13 protein-coding genes and 1 tRNA gene are annotated in these 18,029 nt (G+C 52.0%); 4 read left to right on the forward strand and 10 right to left on the reverse strand.

Annotated elements, in window-relative coordinates:
- Positions 1 to 172: 172 nt before the first annotated feature.
- Positions 173 to 4,381: a M4 family metallopeptidase gene (locus tag CLV60_RS28080; protein WP_106598721.1), complete on the forward strand. Its 4,209-nt coding sequence runs from the start codon at positions 173 to 175 to the stop codon at positions 4,379 to 4,381.
- Between the two features lie 72 nt (positions 4,382 to 4,453).
- Here the strand turns inward: CLV60_RS28080 and CLV60_RS28085 are convergent, their stop codons facing one another.
- The 4 genes from CLV60_RS28085 to CLV60_RS28100 form a co-directional block, all read right to left on the reverse strand.
- On the reverse strand, positions 4,454 to 4,993 hold the full coding sequence (locus CLV60_RS28085; RefSeq protein ID WP_146151605.1) for a hypothetical protein: 540 nt from the start codon (positions 4,991 to 4,993) through the stop codon (positions 4,454 to 4,456).
- Between the two features lie 159 nt (positions 4,994 to 5,152).
- Entirely contained in the window at positions 5,153 to 5,596 is a 444-nt protein-coding gene (locus tag CLV60_RS28090) for a hypothetical protein (RefSeq protein ID WP_106598723.1), read from the reverse strand.
- Positions 5,597 to 5,692: 96 nt separating this feature from the next.
- Positions 5,693 to 6,301 carry an alpha-ketoglutarate-dependent dioxygenase AlkB family protein gene (locus CLV60_RS28095; protein WP_106598724.1) on the reverse strand — a complete coding sequence of 203 codons (609 nt, stop codon included), beginning with the start codon at positions 6,299 to 6,301 and terminating at the stop codon, positions 5,693 to 5,695.
- Positions 6,302 to 6,366: 65 nt separating this feature from the next.
- Complete coding sequence (locus tag CLV60_RS28100) at positions 6,367 to 7,122, reverse strand: MBL fold metallo-hydrolase (RefSeq protein WP_106598725.1); 756 nt, start codon at positions 7,120 to 7,122, stop codon at positions 6,367 to 6,369.
- Positions 7,123 to 7,217: 95 nt separating this feature from the next.
- Between CLV60_RS28100 and CLV60_RS28105 the strand changes: the two genes are divergently transcribed.
- Positions 7,218 to 8,120 (forward strand): LysR family transcriptional regulator, encoded by a 903-nt coding sequence (locus tag CLV60_RS28105; protein WP_170118882.1) that lies wholly within the window; start codon positions 7,218 to 7,220, stop codon positions 8,118 to 8,120.
- A 2-nt stretch (positions 8,121 to 8,122) separates the two neighbouring features.
- On the opposite strand, the gene CLV60_RS28110 is transcribed toward CLV60_RS28105, so the two are convergent.
- From CLV60_RS28110 to CLV60_RS34165, 6 genes are all read right to left on the reverse strand, one after another.
- Positions 8,123 to 8,707: an RNA polymerase sigma factor gene (locus CLV60_RS28110; protein ID WP_106598727.1), complete on the reverse strand. Its 585-nt coding sequence runs from the start codon at positions 8,705 to 8,707 to the stop codon at positions 8,123 to 8,125.
- 158 nt (positions 8,708 to 8,865) lie between these two features.
- Positions 8,866 to 11,286, reverse strand: a complete 2,421-nt coding sequence (locus CLV60_RS28115; protein ID WP_106598728.1) for a TonB-dependent receptor — start codon at positions 11,284 to 11,286, stop codon at positions 8,866 to 8,868.
- A 109-nt stretch (positions 11,287 to 11,395) separates the two neighbouring features.
- Positions 11,396 to 12,202 (reverse strand): LytR/AlgR family response regulator transcription factor, encoded by an 807-nt coding sequence (locus CLV60_RS28120; RefSeq protein WP_106598729.1) that lies wholly within the window; start codon positions 12,200 to 12,202, stop codon positions 11,396 to 11,398.
- Positions 12,203 to 12,205: 3 nt separating this feature from the next.
- Positions 12,206 to 15,235 (reverse strand): sensor histidine kinase, encoded by a 3,030-nt coding sequence (locus tag CLV60_RS28125; protein WP_106598730.1) that lies wholly within the window; start codon positions 15,233 to 15,235, stop codon positions 12,206 to 12,208.
- A gap of 55 nt (positions 15,236 to 15,290) precedes the next feature.
- The gene (locus tag CLV60_RS28130) at positions 15,291 to 15,470 is read right to left on the reverse strand and encodes a hypothetical protein (protein WP_106598731.1); all 180 of its coding nucleotides are present in this window, start codon (positions 15,468 to 15,470) and stop codon (positions 15,291 to 15,293) included.
- Between the two features lie 20 nt (positions 15,471 to 15,490).
- Positions 15,491 to 15,859 carry a hypothetical protein gene (locus CLV60_RS34165; RefSeq protein WP_146151606.1) on the reverse strand — a complete coding sequence of 123 codons (369 nt, stop codon included), beginning with the start codon at positions 15,857 to 15,859 and terminating at the stop codon, positions 15,491 to 15,493.
- A gap of 242 nt (positions 15,860 to 16,101) precedes the next feature.
- On the opposite strand from CLV60_RS34165, the gene CLV60_RS28135 reads away from it, so the two are divergent.
- A tRNA-Lys gene (locus CLV60_RS28135) sits at positions 16,102 to 16,174 on the forward strand.
- A 226-nt stretch (positions 16,175 to 16,400) separates the two neighbouring features.
- Positions 16,401 to 17,714, forward strand: a complete 1,314-nt coding sequence (locus CLV60_RS28140) for a site-specific integrase (RefSeq protein WP_106598732.1) — start codon at positions 16,401 to 16,403, stop codon at positions 17,712 to 17,714.
- Positions 17,715 to 18,029: the final 315 nt, after the last annotated feature.

Below are 18,029 nucleotides of genomic sequence, written 5' to 3' on the forward strand. Positions count from 1 at the left end.
TAATAATTTCATAATAGTAACCCCGGAAATGATGCGTATCCTTCTCAATTTGATTACATTAACACAATATTCAACTCAAATTTCCGGGCCCGCCGTTTGTCGAACTCGTGCTATTCTACTTATAGAAATATTTAGTTAAATTCGACACCAGTCACCTCGTTATAATTACTCTATGAAAAACACGCTACTAACTGCCTGCTGGCTCCTGCTGGGCCTGCAAATCGCATGGGCGCAGGTCGGCCGCCCCGAGCTCAATGCCTTCACCTCCCGGACAGGCGCCCGACCGACCGTCGACCAGGCCACGAATGCTCTGAGTTTTCTCCGGTTCCCCTCGCAGCGCGCCTACCCTGTGGCCGGAAACGATGTGAGCCAAAAAGCCGCCGGCTTCATTACCGGCAACCGCGCCATGCTGGGCATGCAGCGATCCGATGACGACTTCCGTTTCCGTGCGCAGCATACCGACGCTTTCGGATTCCAGCACGTAACACTTGAACAGACCTACCAGGGCGTCCCGGTGTTCGACGGGACTTACAAATTTCACTTTAACAAAAACCTTGACCTGACCGCCGTCAATGGAAACCTGATCACGAACATTAAGGTGAATGTCATACCCGAACTCGCACAGCACGAGGCAGAGGCGATCGCCGTGGCGTTCGTCGAAGACCAGTTGATGAAAAAAACAGCTACACCGCTCCGGGCGGAAAAAAGCGCGCTTTACATTTTCCAGAAAGGGCTGGTGCAGGGTTACAACGGGGAGAAATCGCTGGTGTACGAAGTGGAAGTCAAAAACGACGGCGGGATCCGCGAGTTTCTTTACATTGATGCACACAGTGGAGCGCTGGTAGAGCAATTTACGGGCGTCCACGGCATTCAGCGCAAGTTGTATGAAACCTCGGTGAGTGCGCCCAACCTCCGCTGGCAGGAAGGCGACACATTTCCCGGAAGCCTGGATATATGGCAGCAGTCGGAAGTTCAATCGGCCGGTTTTATATACAATCTGATGAAAAACAGCTTCGGAATGACTTCCTACAATGGCGCGGATGCCCCGATGATCACCATCAACAACAATCCGCTAGTGGGCTGCCCCAATGCAAACTGGGACGGCGTAACCGCTAACTATTGTACAGAAACCGCATCCGACGACGTGGTAGCGCACGAGTGGGCGCACGCCTATACCGAGTACACCAGCGGCCTCGTGTACGGGTGGCAGGCAGGCGCGCTCAACGAGGCATTCTCGGATATATGGGGCGAAGTGGTGGATCAGCTCGACATTTATATGGACGATGGCGAAAGCAACTTGCCCCGCACCGGCTGCGGCAGTTCCAATCGCTGGCAGATGGGTGAAAAAGCTTCGGCATTCGGCGGCGCGTTGCGCGATATGTGGAGCCCGACCTGTTTCGGACAGCCCGGCAAGGTTTCCGATCCGCAGTACTGGTGTGCAGCCAATGATAACGGCGGCGTGCATATCAACAGCGGCGTACTTAATCACGCCTTTGCCCTGCTGGTCGATGGCGGCACCTACAATGGTCAAACAATCACCGGTATCGGCATCACCAAGGCCTCGCACATTTTCTGGCGCGCACAGTCGGTATACATGACCCGTACGACCGACTTCGCCGCGGTGGCCGATATGCTCGAAGACGCGGTGCAATCGCTCAGCGGACAACCGTTGCTTGCACTCACAACCAATAGCCCCGCGGCAGGGGCATCGGGACTCCAGATCGACGCGAACGATGCAACTCAGCTGGCCAAAGTTATACAAGCCGTGGAGCTTCGCGCAGAAACGGGCTGTGTTAACACTGCACTTCTGAAACCCGCCCCCGCACTTTGCGAAGGTGCTAAGGAGGGTACTGCATTGTATTTTGAGAGTTTCGAAAGCGGTTTGGGCGGGTTCACCACCTCCTTCCAAACTACCTCCGGCACCTGGGAAGGCCGCAGCTGGGTTCAGGCCGACGCCCCCGGCGGGCGCTCCGGCAAGGTCGCCTTCGGGATAGATTATCCGGGCGGCAACTGTATCAATTCGTTCCAGCAGGGGCTGATCCGAATGGAAAGCCCTGCTATCACGATTCCGGCAGGCACAGCCGGAAACCTGGCAATGGCATTCGATCATTATGTGGCTACCGAGGAAGGTATGGACGGAGGCAATATCAAATATTCGATCAACGGCGGAGCCTGGACCATCGTGCCGGCCACGGCGTTTACCGCTAATCCGTATAACATGAACCTGACCACCTCGGGGGCGGGCAATAATAATCCGCTGCAGGGCCAGCAGGCATTCAGCGGCTCCGACGGCGGCACTATTGCAGGCTCCTGGGGGCAAAGCCAGGTCAACTTATCAGCCCTTTCGCTGCTCCCAGGCCAGACCATCCGTTTCAGGTTCGAAATGGGTACAGACGCCTGCGGAGCAGTGGACGGCTGGTACATCGACAACCTTCGGGTGTATACGTGCGCGAGTACGCCCGCGGTGCATTTCCTGGCTTCGGAGGCATCAGTCAATGAAAGCGAGGCCACCATCAGCGCGGGTTGTTTGAATTATATCGACAAGATCGTAACCGTGCTGATCGACAAAGCTCCTACGCAGCCTGTGACAGTTACCCTGAACACGCCGGGCGGCAGCGCCAAACAGGGAGCCACCGCGGATTATACCATTTCGCCGACCTCATTTAGCCTCTCGGCAGCGTCTCCGAGCCAGAATATCGTGGTAAGGATCTACAATGACGCCTATGTGGAAGGTACCGAGACCATCACCCTCTCCTACGCGCTTAACGCCAACGGCGGCAACGGTTACGCGGCGACGGACTTTCAGAATTTTCAGCTGTCGATCACCGATGATGACCTTACTCCCGGTATTTACACCGATGTATTGCTCGACTCCGACTTTGATAATGGTCCCGGCGACTGGCAGGTACGCAACGGAGGGAATAGCGATTACACCTGGAGTGTGACGCAGTATTCGGATGCCGGGCTGGACGCACAGCGTTCACCATTCTTTTTCGTCAATAGCAATACTCCGCAGGGCAACGCTATCCTCATTGATGACTACCTTGAATCCCCGGCTGTGAACACGTCCGGGCGCGAAAACATCCTGCTGACGTTTTCCCAGGCCTGGCTTCCTTTCATAGGAAGTTATCCCGAAACGGGGACTATTGAGGTTTGGGACGGTAATGCCTGGCAACTCCTGTTAACCCAAAATGAGGCCACAGGAAAGCTGGGCGACATACTGACTTTCACGGCGGATGTCCGGAACATCGTGATTCCTGCGCAGTATGCCAATGCGAATATGAAAGTGCGGTTCCGCTTTGTGGCGAATTCCGAACGATGGTGGGCTGTGGATAATGTCAAGATTTCGGCGTCGCGGGCGGATGCTATTCTCACGGCTGTCAACACCGGAAATGCCGACCAGCAATATCTCGGACCAAATGAAACTGCGTTTTTTTACGATCCGTCTACCGGAAACATCATGGCGAAGATCAAAAACCTCAGTGCCCACGATTACGGCTGTACGACCGTCGAGGTAGACCGGGCCGGTACCGATGCCGCGCCGTTTTCAAGTTTCCAGGTTACCAACAAAACATTCAAAGTCACGCCTGCCAATAACAACCCCAACGGCAACTACGAGATCACGCTTTACTACAAATCGTCGGAACTCCCGACTTTTAACGGCACGAAGATTAAATCGATGTGCAAGCGCGAAGGCGGCATCCCGGCCGGTACAGGCACTTCGGTATTCGTGGATGTTCAATCCGCGGCAGCCATGAACACCGATTACGCATTCACCTCCACTTTCACGACGGGCTTCTCCGGCTTCGCATTGTCGGATGCCCCCGTGGGCAGTGCGCTGCCTGTGACGCTCATCAGCTTCGATGGCCGAAACACACCGGAAGGCAACCGGCTGGAATGGCGGACAAGTGCCGAGCAGGACAACGCCTATTTTGCAGTTGAAAAAAGTGCCAATGGCCGCTCGTTCGTTGAAACAGGCCGGGTTACTGGAGCCGGAAATTCATCCGTTAAAAACCGCTACCATTTCACAGACATTGATTTCCCGGCAGGAATTACCTACTACCGGCTCAAACAGGTGGATACCGATGGAAAGTTTGCGTACAGCAAGATTATCGCCATTGATGCCCAGGTGGCCGGCAGCCTGAAATTCTATCCCAACCCGCTACAATCCATGCTCAGCATTGAGCTGCCCGACCAGCGAAGCGGTTTTGTAAGTGCAGAACTGATCAATACTTCGGGCCAAAAAGTGCTGGTGTTCGAAAAGATCGCGTTGCAGAATGGAAAACTTCAGATACCGGTAGGAAAGCTGGCGGCGGGAGTTTACCAGATAGTGATTTCGGGAGACGGCGACGTTCGCCAAATATCGGTATTCAAGCAGTGATGCCGGTATCACTCTTAATAACGAAAATGGGCCGCGCTGTGAAGTGCGGCCCATTTTATTTGCAGGATATGCTCAAAGTAATGCCTGCCTGACTTTCACCAGCCAGTCGGCAATTTCCTTCGCATCGGAATCTTTATTGTATACATTATCGTCGCCGACGCTTTGCAGTAATATTGCATTGTAAGTTTTTGAGCCCGTGTCGTACCGGTAAATATAGAATGCGCTGGCTCCCATATCCGCACCGACACTGGCAGGAGTGGTGAAATCCTTGTCGCTTACACGCCGCATCTTACTCACATATTGGGATAGCTCGTTGGCCGGCACGGTATAATTCGCAATCGTTGTTTTCGACACTCTTTCATCCATTTCCGCGACGGTAAATGGCCCTTCCGAGGCAAATTTCCAATCTTTGGGCTTGTCGTAAGTCCGCACACGCCCCGTTTTGTCGATGAGGAAACCGTTATTCTGGAAACCCCAGGCGTAATTCACGTAATTGACTTCGAAAAGGATTTCCTGGTCATCGGAAACGGAGAACTCCTCATCCGAGCAGGCGGGCAGTGCAATCGCCGCGGCAATCATGCACAGAGAAATTAAAAACGATCTGGTTCTCATGACGTTATCAGCTAACGGGATTAAAGTTACAAATTTTCCATCAACCGAACACATGACAAACCAGACCGTTCAAAGGTTGTTACCCATCTTTATTATTCCTGATTCTGCACGAACAACAGGCTTAGTAACGTTTCCGCTTCCGGTCAGCTATGAACCTATTTACTCCACTGCGACATATTTGCCGGAGCAGGCTTCGATACAACCGTAACCCAGTGTAAGCTTGCTTGCCGACAGACCCGAATAATACCAGATATGCGATGGCGTGGCCTTATCGATCGGCATCAGCTCCACGCGCTTGTCGTCGAGCACTTTATACGCATTGAATAATGGTACGGAGGATTGCCCCTGTCCCTTTTTCTCGATAAATTCTCCGTTCTCCTTAAATTCGATGGTATGCGCGAAGTCGGCTGTCACTTCGTGGTAAGTCCCGCTGCCGTCGCCCGGGTCGGCGAGGTATTCGACGAGCTTCCATTTGCCGACCAGGCCATTGTTCTCTTTCATGCCTCTTTTGGCCGTGTCGTCGGTCGGATCGGCGGTTTCGTTTTTGCAGGCCATCACCGTCCATAGTAGCAGCAGCGAAAGGAGTAAACGGGTAGTTTTCATGGGCTAAGAATTAAAGTGGTTTCGGTTACATAGATTCACCCGATTCCCCTTTCGTTGGAATAACGGGAAAATTTGTAACCCAAACACACTTTGCCACTACTTACGAATCGTCCTGAACGTAAGGTTGATCCGCGGGCCGTTCTGCGTTTTCGATTTCGGGATGCGATGCTCCCACGTGTGCTGCAAATCGCCCTTCATGATCAGCAGCGAGCCGTTTTCGAGCGTCAACCCATATTTCCTGGAATGGTCGGGGCGGTACCGGAACTCGAAGCGGCGCTCCTGCCCGATACTCACCGATGCGATCACGGGATTACGACCGAGTTCATCCTCATTGTCGCCATGCCACGCCACCGAATCGTTGCCATCGCGGTAATAATTGAGCAATACGCTGTTGAACGTAAAACCCGTCTTCTGCTCGATCTGCTGTTTCAGACCGCCAAGTTCCGCCGTCCATGCGTAGGGTTCAAACCGTGTGCCTGAAAACGTATACGATTTGTCCGTATCACCGTACCAGGCCATCAGCCTGGGGGCGGTCACTTCCTTGCCGTACATCTGCATTACCTGCTGCCGCCATGGCACTTCCGTAATCCACCTGCGCATTAGCCCGGTGCATTCCGCTGGCGATATGAAGCCCGGATAATATTCGAGTAAATCTTCCGGGAATTGGAGGGCTTCCTGCGAGCCGAACAGACTTAGTTGTTTCATGTAGTTTGCTGATCCATGTTTCGAAACATAACAACAAACTACCTAAAAAAGTCTAAGCCAGCTTGTCAAACCTGCTCCGCTGCCACCGGCCGAGTCACCACATTTCCTTGTTCCACCCATTGCACTTTCACGTTTTGCGCTTCCGCGTGGTGGGCCAGCTCCGCCTCCATTTGCGGGAATTGATGGTACATGCCTTCCTTGTGAAAACCATAATGAATGGGCACGAGCACGTCGGCATGTAGCAGGCGGGTCACTGTGATCGCCTGAACGGGCGTGAGCGTAATGGGTACAGGGCTTGGTTCCACGCGCGGAATGTTCACCACCGCGCCATTCACGGGCAAGAACACGGCATCGAAATGCTGCCAGGTTTTGCCCAAATGCCAGAATTGGTTATGCCACATCGTATCGCCGCCGTGCAGGATGCGCTGGCCGTCGGCCTCGATCACCCATGAAACCTGTTTGTCGCCTACCCCATCCATGGCGAACACCGCCGTAATGGTGAAGTTCCCGATTTGCTGCGGCGCATTCAGCGCAAGTGCCAGCGGTACAAAACCGTCGCTGGTCACCTCGGCAGCAATCTGCTCGGAAACGACGAAACGACCTTCCGGTTTCAGCACGGTACGAATCGCCTCGGGATCGTAATGGTCTGAATGCAAATGCGTGATCAGCACCACGTCCGCCTTCGTATCTCCTGCAAACTGAACAGGTTTTTCCGGCCCGATGGACGCGCCGCGCTGGTAATTTTGTACCGCATCTATAAGCAATATCTGTCCGTTGGATTCTACTTTCAGGCCTGCCCAGGATAATCTTTGAAGTTTCATGTGCTGTTGTTTTTTAGTACATGACAAAAGTATTTGTTTTAGATATATGAGAAAAATGATTTATTTTTATCAAAACAATGAACAATACTCATGTTATGCTAACACTCCAACACCTCTATATCATTGAAAAAATCACCAGTGAAGGCTCGGTGACCAAGGCAGCCGAGAAACTGAACCTGACGCAATCGGCCCTGAGCCACCAGATCCGCGACCTGGAAGCGGCCAGTGGGGTCAAACTCTTCAACAGAATCGGCAAAAAGCTGGTCCTCAACGAAGCCGGGCAGCGTGTAGTGAGCAGTTCGCAAAAGGTATTGCCTGTGATCCGCGAACTGGAAGCAGAGCTGAAAGAAATGCGCGAGGGGAAAAAACAGACGATCCGCATCAGCACCGAATGCTACACCTGCTATCATTGGCTGCCGCGGCTGCTTATCGATTTTCATGGGGAATATCCCGGCACCGACATCCAGATCGTCGCCGAAGCGACCCGCCGCCCGATGGAGTACCTCGAAGCCGGCAAGCTGGAATTGGCCCTGGTAAACGGCACCAACCATAATAGCAGCCTCCATTTCGAGCCGCTTTTCGAGGACCGGATGGTGGCGCTGCTCTCGGATAAGCATCCGCTGGCAATGCGCAATATGCCGCTCGAATTTTCGGATTTGCATTCCGAGACGCTGGTGGCGTTTCAGATCAGCAGCGATAGCAACCTGCTTTCGCCGGACCTGGTGTCTCAGCTTTCTCCCCAAAAAATCATCCACATTCCGATGACCGAAGCCATCGTGGAAATGGTGCGATTTGGCATGGGCATTACCATTATGGCCGAATGGGCAGCCCGCCAATACCTGAGCACCAGCGGGCTTACTACGCTGCCTTTTCGTTCGGAGATCGGTACACGTCACTGGTACGCATGCACGCACAAAGACCGCAGTGACGCCCTGAGCCGGCTCGTAAGCAAAATGCAATCCGCATTGCTGGGAACCGAAAACCCCGCGATGGGCTGATTTCAGGGCATTTCGTAGCCGGTAATGCCCTGCTTTCTCAGTTTTTTCATGAGGAGGTTGCGCCCGCGCAGGAGTTGCGAGCGTGAAGTGCTGTCGGTAATGGAAAGCGCCTGGGCGATTTCAATGTGGGAATAACCGTCGATGAGGCTCAGGTTGATGATCCGTTTGTATCCCTCGGGCAGCTGCGCGATCATTTCATCGACGATCCCGACGCCAAGGCGGTCGATCATACAGGTGTGATCATTGGATTCGAAATCCAGCGGCGACATGTCCATCGAATGGTTTTTCGCCTCTTTCTTCGTGACGCGGTGGTAATAATTGATCGCCGTGCGGGTAACCACGGAGCGCATCCAGGATTCGATGGATTCGATGTTCTGCACCTCGTGGAGGTGCCTGAAAATCTTCACGAACGACTCCTGGTAAATATCTTCCGCTTCCATGCGCGTCCGGGCGAACCGCGCGCAAATACGCATGAGCTCCGTACGAAAGCGGTTGTAGAAAAGCGTCTGCGCGCGCTGATCGTTGTGCTGGCAAGCCCTGACGAGGTCGGTCAGTGTTCGGTAATTCTTTTTGGTTGATGCCTTCATGAGTTGTAAAAGGAAGTTGGGTAGTTGACAGACTGGTAATCGATGTCTGTTTATACCGCCCGGCATTCAACCTTATCAGCAAAGGGGCAAAAATTTTGATAATAAAAAAACCGGAAGCAAATACGCTGCTTCCGGCTCCTGTTACCTTATTCTTTGAACTAAAATTTGTAAGCCACACTCAATGTCGAATTTCTGGGCTTCTGCGGATTCACCGACCAGTAACCTATATAGTATTGCTTATCGGTAATATTATTGACATTCAACGAAATACGGAAATGGCTGGCATTGTAGAACACGCTCGCGTTCAACAATGTGTAGCTCGGTAGCGTAAATACGCCGGTCTTGCTATTGTCGATCACCTTGTACTCACCCGCGTAGTTTCCGCCGATACCAAAGCCGGCGTTTTTCAATGTACCGCTGCTAATGCGGTAGGTAGCCCAGAGGTTAGCAAGATTCTGCGGCCCTTGTCCGCCGATTGCACGGCCCGGTTCGCTGTAAAAATCCTCGGGATCTCCTGAAATCACCCTGGTTTTGTTGTGGCTGAAACCGGCGATCACATTCAGCCCGGTTACGGGGTTAGCCACAATATCAAGCTCGAAACCTTTGCTTCCCACTTTTCCACCCTGGTTGTAATCCAGGATATTGGCCGGGTTGGTCATCACGCGATCCGACACCTTGATATCGTATACCGAAAGCGTGGCAGCGAGCTTGTCCGAAAACAGGTTGGTTTTGATGCCATATTCCCATTGGTCGGCGTGTTCGGGCCTGAATGATTTCACCCGGGGATTCGTACCGTCGGCATCGGTAACACGGCGCGGCGCCACGTTGATGAATGCATTCATATAGTTGGCGAACAGCGAAACCTTGTCGATCACCGGCTGGTACACGATCCCGAACTTCGGCGACAATGCCCATTGATCGTAATCGTCGTCGGAAGTGCTGCGGTCGCCTTTCGAATCGTAACGATCCGCTCGCAAGCTCACCATCGCGCTCAGTTTCGGAGTGAAATTCAGAACGTTAGAAGCGTAAAACCCTAACGACGAGTTGCTGATATTGCTTGGCCCGCCTTCGGTACCGGCCAGCAGATTATCCACCGACGCCTGCGTGAGGTACACGGGCGCAAGGGTGTCGCCTGAGTAAGGATCAACATAATTAATGTCCCCCTGCGGTGTTACATTGCGCGCGCGGCCCCAGCCGGAGCCGTTGTCTATCACATTTCTTTTGAAATAATCGACCCCTACCAAAAGACGGTTACGCATGTGGCCGATCTTGAAATCGCCGTTGAAATTTTGCTGGATATCGGTCGTATTCGTCGTTTGCTGCTCGTTGTGGAAGTACTGGCTGAACCAGTTATCACCCGAAACATCATCCCAGATATACGTGTAAATACCATTCGATTTCACCGATCCTCTCGAAAACACCGTCTGCGAATTCCACTGATCCGAAAGCTTGTAAACCGCCTGGGCCTGCAAATTGAAACGCGGGTTGCGGATCGACAAATCGTTGGAAGTGAATGAGAGGCGCGGATCCAGATTCAGCTCGGCTAGGTTTTTGAATGGCAACGGGCTCGAACGATCTGAATGAAAGAACACCGGAGCAACGGCCCGCTCCTCATTGAGAATTTCGGTCAGGAAATGGAATGTCAGCCTGTCGCTTGCCTCATATACCAATGCAGGTGCGATAAAGAACGATTTCTTGAAACCCGCATCCTGAAAGCTGTTTTCGGAATGATACGCGGTATTCACGCGCAGAGCGATTTTATCGGCCTTGCTCAATGGCGTGTTAATATCCGCGGTAACCCGGTTCAGTCCGAAGCTTCCGGCATTATAACCGATTTCACCGCCAAACTGGTGGTAAGGCTTTTTGGTGATGGTATTGATAATGCCGCCATAACCATAAAACGAGCCGCCAAACAGCGTACTGGAAGGTCCCTTAATCACCTGGATCTCCTCCACATTGGACGGATCGAGGTTACCACTGGTAATGCCCGGAAGACCGTTATAGAGCAATGGCTGCGCCTCAAACCCGCGTAATGCGAAGTAGGTAGCCCCATCGCCTCCCCTACCCGTCGACTCCCAGGTGCGGGAAATGCCCGGCACATTGCGCAGGGCGTCGTCGTAGCTGGTAATGCCCTGCTGTTTCATGATTTCGGAAGAAACAGTGCTGTAAACTTGCGGGTTTTCGAGCTTTTTCAAGGGTATTTTGGCCACAATCACATTCTCGCGGTTCAGGTTGCGGGCGGAAACCATCACTTCCAGCAACTGCGAAGCATTTTCTTTAAGCGTAAAATCCAGCGAGGCACTACTGCCGGCCGTCACCTCGATGGTCTGCTCCTGTTTTTCCAGACCAATAAACGACGCCACCAGCCTGTGCAATCCGGGTTGAATATTCCTGATCTGGTATTTACCGTTGCGGTCGGTCAATGCGCCTTTAGTAGTGCCCTTCACATTGACGGTCACCAGCTCCACCGGTTCGCCGTCGGAAGTACGCACCGATCCGCTGATGGTACCGGTTTGCGCAAATGCCTTTGCAACAACAAAATAGAAGATTAGCGCGAGTAGAAATAGCTTTTTTGTCATAGCGTAGATTTAGATTTCGGGCAAAAATATTATTTAAACTAAATCTAAACAACAAAATAGAATAAAGAAAAACCCGACTCGTTCTGACAGTCTGCGCTATGGCATTCTGCTATTTCAGTTTACCCGAATTGACATAAAAATCTGAAAGAAGCGCCAGGAACTCATCCTTACGTCTGCGTGATACCTCGATTTCGGTATTGTCGCTCATCCATACCTGCCCGCCGTCGCCCTTGACGTACCGCTTGATGTGTTCGAGGTTGATGATGTTGGATTGATGCACGCGGAAGAAGTAGTAGTTATCCAGGATCTCCTCATACTCTTTCAAAAGCCGTGAAACTACGATGGCAGGGCCTTTTACGAGGTGGAATTTGGTGTAGGAACCCAGCGATTCGCATTGGATAATGTCGGTCATTTGTACGAAATGGACGCCCTCAGCAGTGGGCAGTGCAATGCGCTGGTTGTCATTACGCTTCCGCTCGATCAGCCGCGGCGCGCGAACGGGGTCCAGCTGCTCCTGCAAAATCCGCAGCTGCTCGGGGTTTACGCTCCCTACCCTGTCCCTGAACTTCCCGACGGCCGTTTGAAGTTCGTCCGGATCAATGGGTTTGAGCAAATAATCGATCGCGCTGAAACGGAACGCACGGATCGCATACTCTTGGTAGGCCGTGGTGAAAATAACTCCAAAGTCGACCTTTTCGAACGCGGAAAGCAGGTCGAACCCGCTTTTGCCCGGCATTTGAATGTCCAGGAAAATGAGGTGGGGCCGCTCTTTCCGGATGAGATCGATACCGGCGTCGGCATTGCGGGCCTCGCCACAGACTTCCACCTCCGGACTTACGATGCGAAGCAGGTTAGTGAGTGCTTCCCGGGCATTGGTTTCGTCGTCGATGATGACGGCGCGTAAAGATCGGTTCATAGCCTAAACGTTTTCAATCGGGATGATCATTTTTACCAGCGTGCCGGCCGGCTTTTTATCAATATCAAAAAGATCGATCATTTCAATGCGCGCTTCGCTGTCCTTTTGCCGCAGCGCCTCAAAAATGCCCCGCGTCATCTCCTGCCCACGCGAAATATGCCCTTCGGTGCGCGGCGCGAAATCACGGCCCACCCCATTGTCCTCGATCGTACAGACAATGTGCCGGTCGCTGAGCCGCGCCGTGATCGTCAGCTTCTTCTCTCCCTCTTTGGGCATGAGCCCGTGCCAGATCGCATTTTCTACATAAGGCTGCAAGAGCATGGGTGGCAGCTGCGCGTCCAGAAGCACGTCATTTTCTTCAATATCAAATGAATAATTAAACTCGTGATTGAACCGGAATGACTCGATTTCGACATACATCCGCAGCGTATCGATGATCTTCTCGAACGACAGGTACTGGTGATTGGAGTTCTCCATAATGCGGCGCACCAGCTTGGAAAACTTTGAGAGATATTTGGCCCCCTCGACCCCCCGGTTGGTCAGCAGGTAATTCTGCACCGAATTGAGGGAATTAAACAGGAAATGCGGATTCATCTGCGATTGTAATGCTTTGAGCCGCCATTCGGTAACCTGGTGGTCGAGGCGGTTCCGCTCAGCCAGCGTGCTCACGCGCCAGCGCATCATCGCAACGACCAGCCCGGCGATCGTGAGGCCGATAAGCACCCGAAAAAACAGCGTACTGGTAAAGTAAGGCCGGACGACCAGCCTGATCACCAGCGCCTCCCTGCTTGCGATCCCCGACGCATTACTGCTTCGCACACGCAATGTGTAGGAGCGCGCGGGCAGGTTCGCGAACGATACCGAGTGATCATTCCCGAGATCCATCCAATCACTGTCATAACCTTCCAGCTGGTAGTTGAAGCGGTTCTGCGAAGCCGGTTCGAAATTCAACGGCGTAAAACTGAAACTGACCGAGTTCTCATCCGGTTGAAGAACAATTTCTTTCGCCTCATCCTGAAATATCTTTTTACCTTTCACTTCCACCGTAGACAACACAACCTCCGGCGCACGTACACTCCCACTTAGCCGCCTGACATCCAGTATGTTTAATGCATTGATATAACCCAACAGAAGCTCACCCGGCGCGTTGTAATAAAAGCCGACCGGTGCATTGCTTCGAAGCCCCTCGATGGTTGTCAGGTAACGAACTGAACGCGTTTTAGGATTAACCACATGGATGCCCTCGTTGGTGCTAAACCATAGTTTGCCATCCGGTGTCTCGGCGATATTGGAACAGTACGTATCTTTCAATGTTCCGGATCTAAAATCGAACGATTCCTGGATTAAACCGTTGGGCGCAATTTTGGAAACGCCACCCCAGCTGGCCACCAGCACCGAACCGTCCGGCGCAACCTGAATGGCGTTAATGCAGTCGCCGCCCAATCGCCGGTCTTTGTTGATAGCCAACTCGCGGATATTCGTAAAAACAGCCTTCATTTCATCAAAAAAGAACAATCCTCGTGAACAGGTGGCGATCCAGATCCTGCCGTCCGGCGTTTCCCGCATGGCTTTGATATAACTTTGCTGGACCAGCTTCCTCCCCTGCTCAGGCGCCCACAAATGCAGCTCCCGGTTCGTCGCCGCATCGAGTACTTTCAGTCCTTCATTCAAGCTGGCGATCCAGAGGCGGCCCTTGCGGTCTGATAACCCGTCCCGGAAATCGGTATTACGGAACAAACCCGTTCCCGCCTGCCAGGGCTGAAAGCGGTCAGACGTACCATCGCCCGCGTAAATCCCCTTGTCGGTAAACGCAAAGGCCTTTCCGTCTATCGTCCTCACCTTATCGGCAAATGCCTCCTGCTGTGCATACCGGTGCAGTTTGAAACGGTTCGACGACGGTTGCCAATGCAGCACGCCCGAATGCGACAAACCGAGCCAGTAACTGCCTCCCTGTGCGGGCTGGATGCTCGTCACCTGTACAGGCAGGCGCACGACGTCCGCGGGTATCGCCACCGTGCGAACGCCGATATTCCGGTAGCGGTATTTGAATATGCCGTCGCTAGTCCCCATCCACAAAATGCCATTGGCCACATCGTCGTACATGTCCTTAATGCGGATGCCTTGGTTGTAGAATTCGGGGAGGTGATAAAGCTCCTCACGCTCCGGGTAGTAGACGCTCACGCCGTCGTTCGTACCCACGAACAACACCTTGCCGCCATTTTCATCGCGCGATTCCCGGACGCATACCACGTTGTTCTGCTCAAAACCAGCCTTACGGATCGAAAAACGGTGATCCGACGGCGAATACTTCACCAGGCCGTATTCATAGCCACCAATCCAGAGATCTCCCGCCGAATCCTGCGAACCCCGGCTCAGTCGGATTTTCACGCGGTTTTCGGGATAAATAGCAGCAGGGCCGAGTACGCACACGAGCTTGTCGGCCCGGCGGTCGTAGTAATACAGCCCCAGCTCCGAAACGATCCACAATACACGTTCCCGATCCTCGAAAAAACTGGCATATTGATACACGTCGCCGCCGTCGCCCGAAGCAGCGAAAGTGTAGCGGAACAGCTTCTTTCGGGCGATGTCGTACCGCTGCACCGACGTATAATCGCAAACCCACATCTGGTCGTACGAATCCACCATACCCTGCTCATGCAGGTCGTTGCCGGTGTCCTCGTCATCGTAGTTATTGTGCACCAATGTGCTCACCTCCATCGTATTGCGATCAATCCGCGCGATGCCGCGCGTATCCACCGAAGTATACAAATCGCCCTTCGAGTCCGTCGACACGCCGGAGCAATAGCCGAGCTGCAAACTGTCCAACCGCAAAAACGAATAGCCATCGTAACGGCAAAGATTTCGCCCTGTACCGATCCACAGAAAGCCCCGACGGTCCTTATTGAGGCACCAGACGTCGTTGGAAGGCAGCCCCTCCTTAGTCGTGAGATGTTCGAGCGTGAGAACGGGCATCTGGGCACAGACATTCGCGCCAAGCAGGAAAACGAGCGTCAAAAAAGCGATAATCCGCATGCGGGTTAAAAAGAGCTGGGCCAAATAATATCTTTAAGCGAAAGCGCAGGGCTTCTTACTCCCCCCACTGCGCCACCGCTGCATCGTGGCCCGCGTGGGAGGCTGCATCAGTCCGTGCCTCACGCCCGTTGCGATACGCGTGCGCCTGACTTTTGGCAACCTCTGCATTCGTCTTTTCGATATAACAAAGCGCCAACAGGGCCGCAAAAGTAAGGTAAGCTAAAAATGTCTTCATAAGCGCATGTGTGACGACGTTCAAAAGAGTACGAGGCTCAACAGGATCATTGCGGCAATCAGCAATAATGCGATCCAATCGAACTCCCGGTCAAAAAACTTCCTGACCTCCCCTTTCACCAACCTCCTCCCCTCCTTTTTTGCCGGGTTACCGCCTCTTTCCATACGCCTGTTGTTGATTTTTTGATTCCTGTGCCTTAAAAGTCGCCAGAATCGGCGCAGGAATAGCCACAGCTTCAAATCCGGCACCCGCAAACGCATAGCCGGCAGAAAGCACCTGATATCCGGAAACCGGTTTCGTCCATAGTTTTCCCATCCCGCCGCCACATTCTTCAACCGGCACCGACGATCCGCTCCTTGCGGTGGAATGTTACCAAGATATGAATTCAAAAAAATTTAAATTTTTTTAGACGTTTAAATTTCTAAATCTGAGCCAATTGCGAAATTTCCTGCATTTCCGCTCAAAAAATAGTCCTCTCAAAATTTGTTTGATAAAATCCCAATTGTACTTTTGCACCACGATACGGCGCTGCGGCAGACAGATCGAAACGAAAAAAGGCCCGAATGTTAAGTTTTCATCAAGGTCACGAAGTTTTGAAAGAGTCAGAAAAAGCGCCACTAACATATAGATCGATTCCGTAGCTCAGCTGGTAGAGCAATACACTTTTAATGTATGGGTCCTGGGTTCGAATCCCAGCGGGATCACTGAAAGCGCCTCAAAGGGCGCTTTTTTCGTTTAAAAACGTCATTTTTTCACTGTTTTCGAAGATAAGCATATCATTCTGATTCAATCCAGATCAAAGCATTCGGTAACCTATTCGGTAACCTGCTTTGCTTACTAAATTAGGTTACCGAATGGACATGTTTGACAGAGGCGATTTTGACCAAGGTTTCTCAAACATCAATGTTTTTCTAACCTTAAACTGTGAGGATGATGAATTTCAAACAGAACCTGACTGTACTCTTCTGGCTGTACAGACAAAAAGCGAAAGCAGACGGCAAAGCTCCTATTTACGCCAGAATCACAATTGACGGTAAGTACACCGAAATCTCAACAGGCAAGAAAGTAAACCCGGCATCCTGGGACTTGGAGGCTAAACAGGTCACTGGCTCAGGACTAGAAGTAAAGCTGGCCAACCAGAAACTGGCACAACTGCAAACTGACGTCGAACGGATTTTCAACGGCCTTCAAACGCAGTTTCCTGAGGTTACCCCGGCAATGGTCAAAAACGTCTATCTGTGCAAACCTGCGATCGAGCAGCCTAAGCTGGCAAAGCCTGCTGCTAAGAACGAGCAAACCCTGCTGGAAGTCTTCGACGAGTTCATCGCAAAATTCGAGAAGCGTGTAGAACGGGAAAATGCCTCGTATGAAACCTTGAAGCACTGGCGCAGCACCAGAAAGAAGGTGGCCGGTTTCATCAAATATCATTTCGAGCGTGAGGATGTTCACTTTTCTTCTCTTCCGGACACGTTTGCCGAAGATTTGTACGATTATTTGACCCTACACGTTTCGAAACCGCTAGCTGAGGTGACAGCGCGGAAAGAAGTGAAATGGGTGCGTCAGATCGTCAAAATTGGGGTTAAAAAGAAATATATCCCTTCCAACCCCATGGAAGGCTTCAAGTGCTCTGGCGGCGATGTGGAGGTAATCCCGCTGGAATTTTGGCAAGTCGAGAAAATTCAGCAAAAACAGTTTAGCGTGGATAGGATTTCTGAGGTTAGGGATGCATTCATTTTCCAGTGCTTCACTGGCTTTGCCTATCAGGACATTTATGACCTCAGTCCGGAAAACGTCGTCCTTGTAGGGCCTAAGAAAGAACGCTGGCTTGTCAAGCACAGAGGTAAAACAGAGGTTGGCGAAATGGTACCGATCCTGCCGATCGTCGACCAACTGATATCCAAATATGAAGACCATCCTTATTGTGTAGCAAACCGCAAACTGATCCCTGTTAACAGTAACTACCGCTACAACGTGTATTTGAAAGACATTGCGCAGCTATGCGAAATCAGGGATGTTAGTGGAAACATTAGACGGCTGGATACACACGACGCCCGGCATTTCTTCGCAGATATGATGCTCAACAATGGGGTCCCTCTCGAAGATGTCAGCAAAATGTTGGGGCACCGAAGCATTAGAACAACGATGCGTTATTGCCGAGTAAGAAAATCGCGAATTAGCGAGAATATGGCGAAGGTGAGGAACAGGTTATTTTCTAAGACAGGCTTCTTGAAACATTTAGGTTGACGCTGAAACCGTCTTTCTTCAAATTTCGGACTCGTCGGGGACCGATCCAAAAATTACCGAGATGACTAGCAATCTTTGGTTATAGCTATTGCCAGCTTCGGTGAGCGAACTTGATCATCCGTGTCCTATAGTTCGATTACGGGAGTCCCTGAGTGAAGACTAGGGGACTCTTTTTGTTACAAACCTTCAACCAGACAATTTGTTTCCGCTCCCTTCGAAGGTCACAGGGGCGCCACCCGCGTCAACGCGGGCGGCGCCTTGACATAGAACTGCTTGCCGGATTTGCGCATACCAACAAGCACGTTAGAAGATTGC

The organism is Dyadobacter jiangsuensis (assembly GCF_003014695.1).
GTDB lineage: Bacteria > Bacteroidota > Bacteroidia > Cytophagales > Spirosomataceae > Dyadobacter > Dyadobacter jiangsuensis.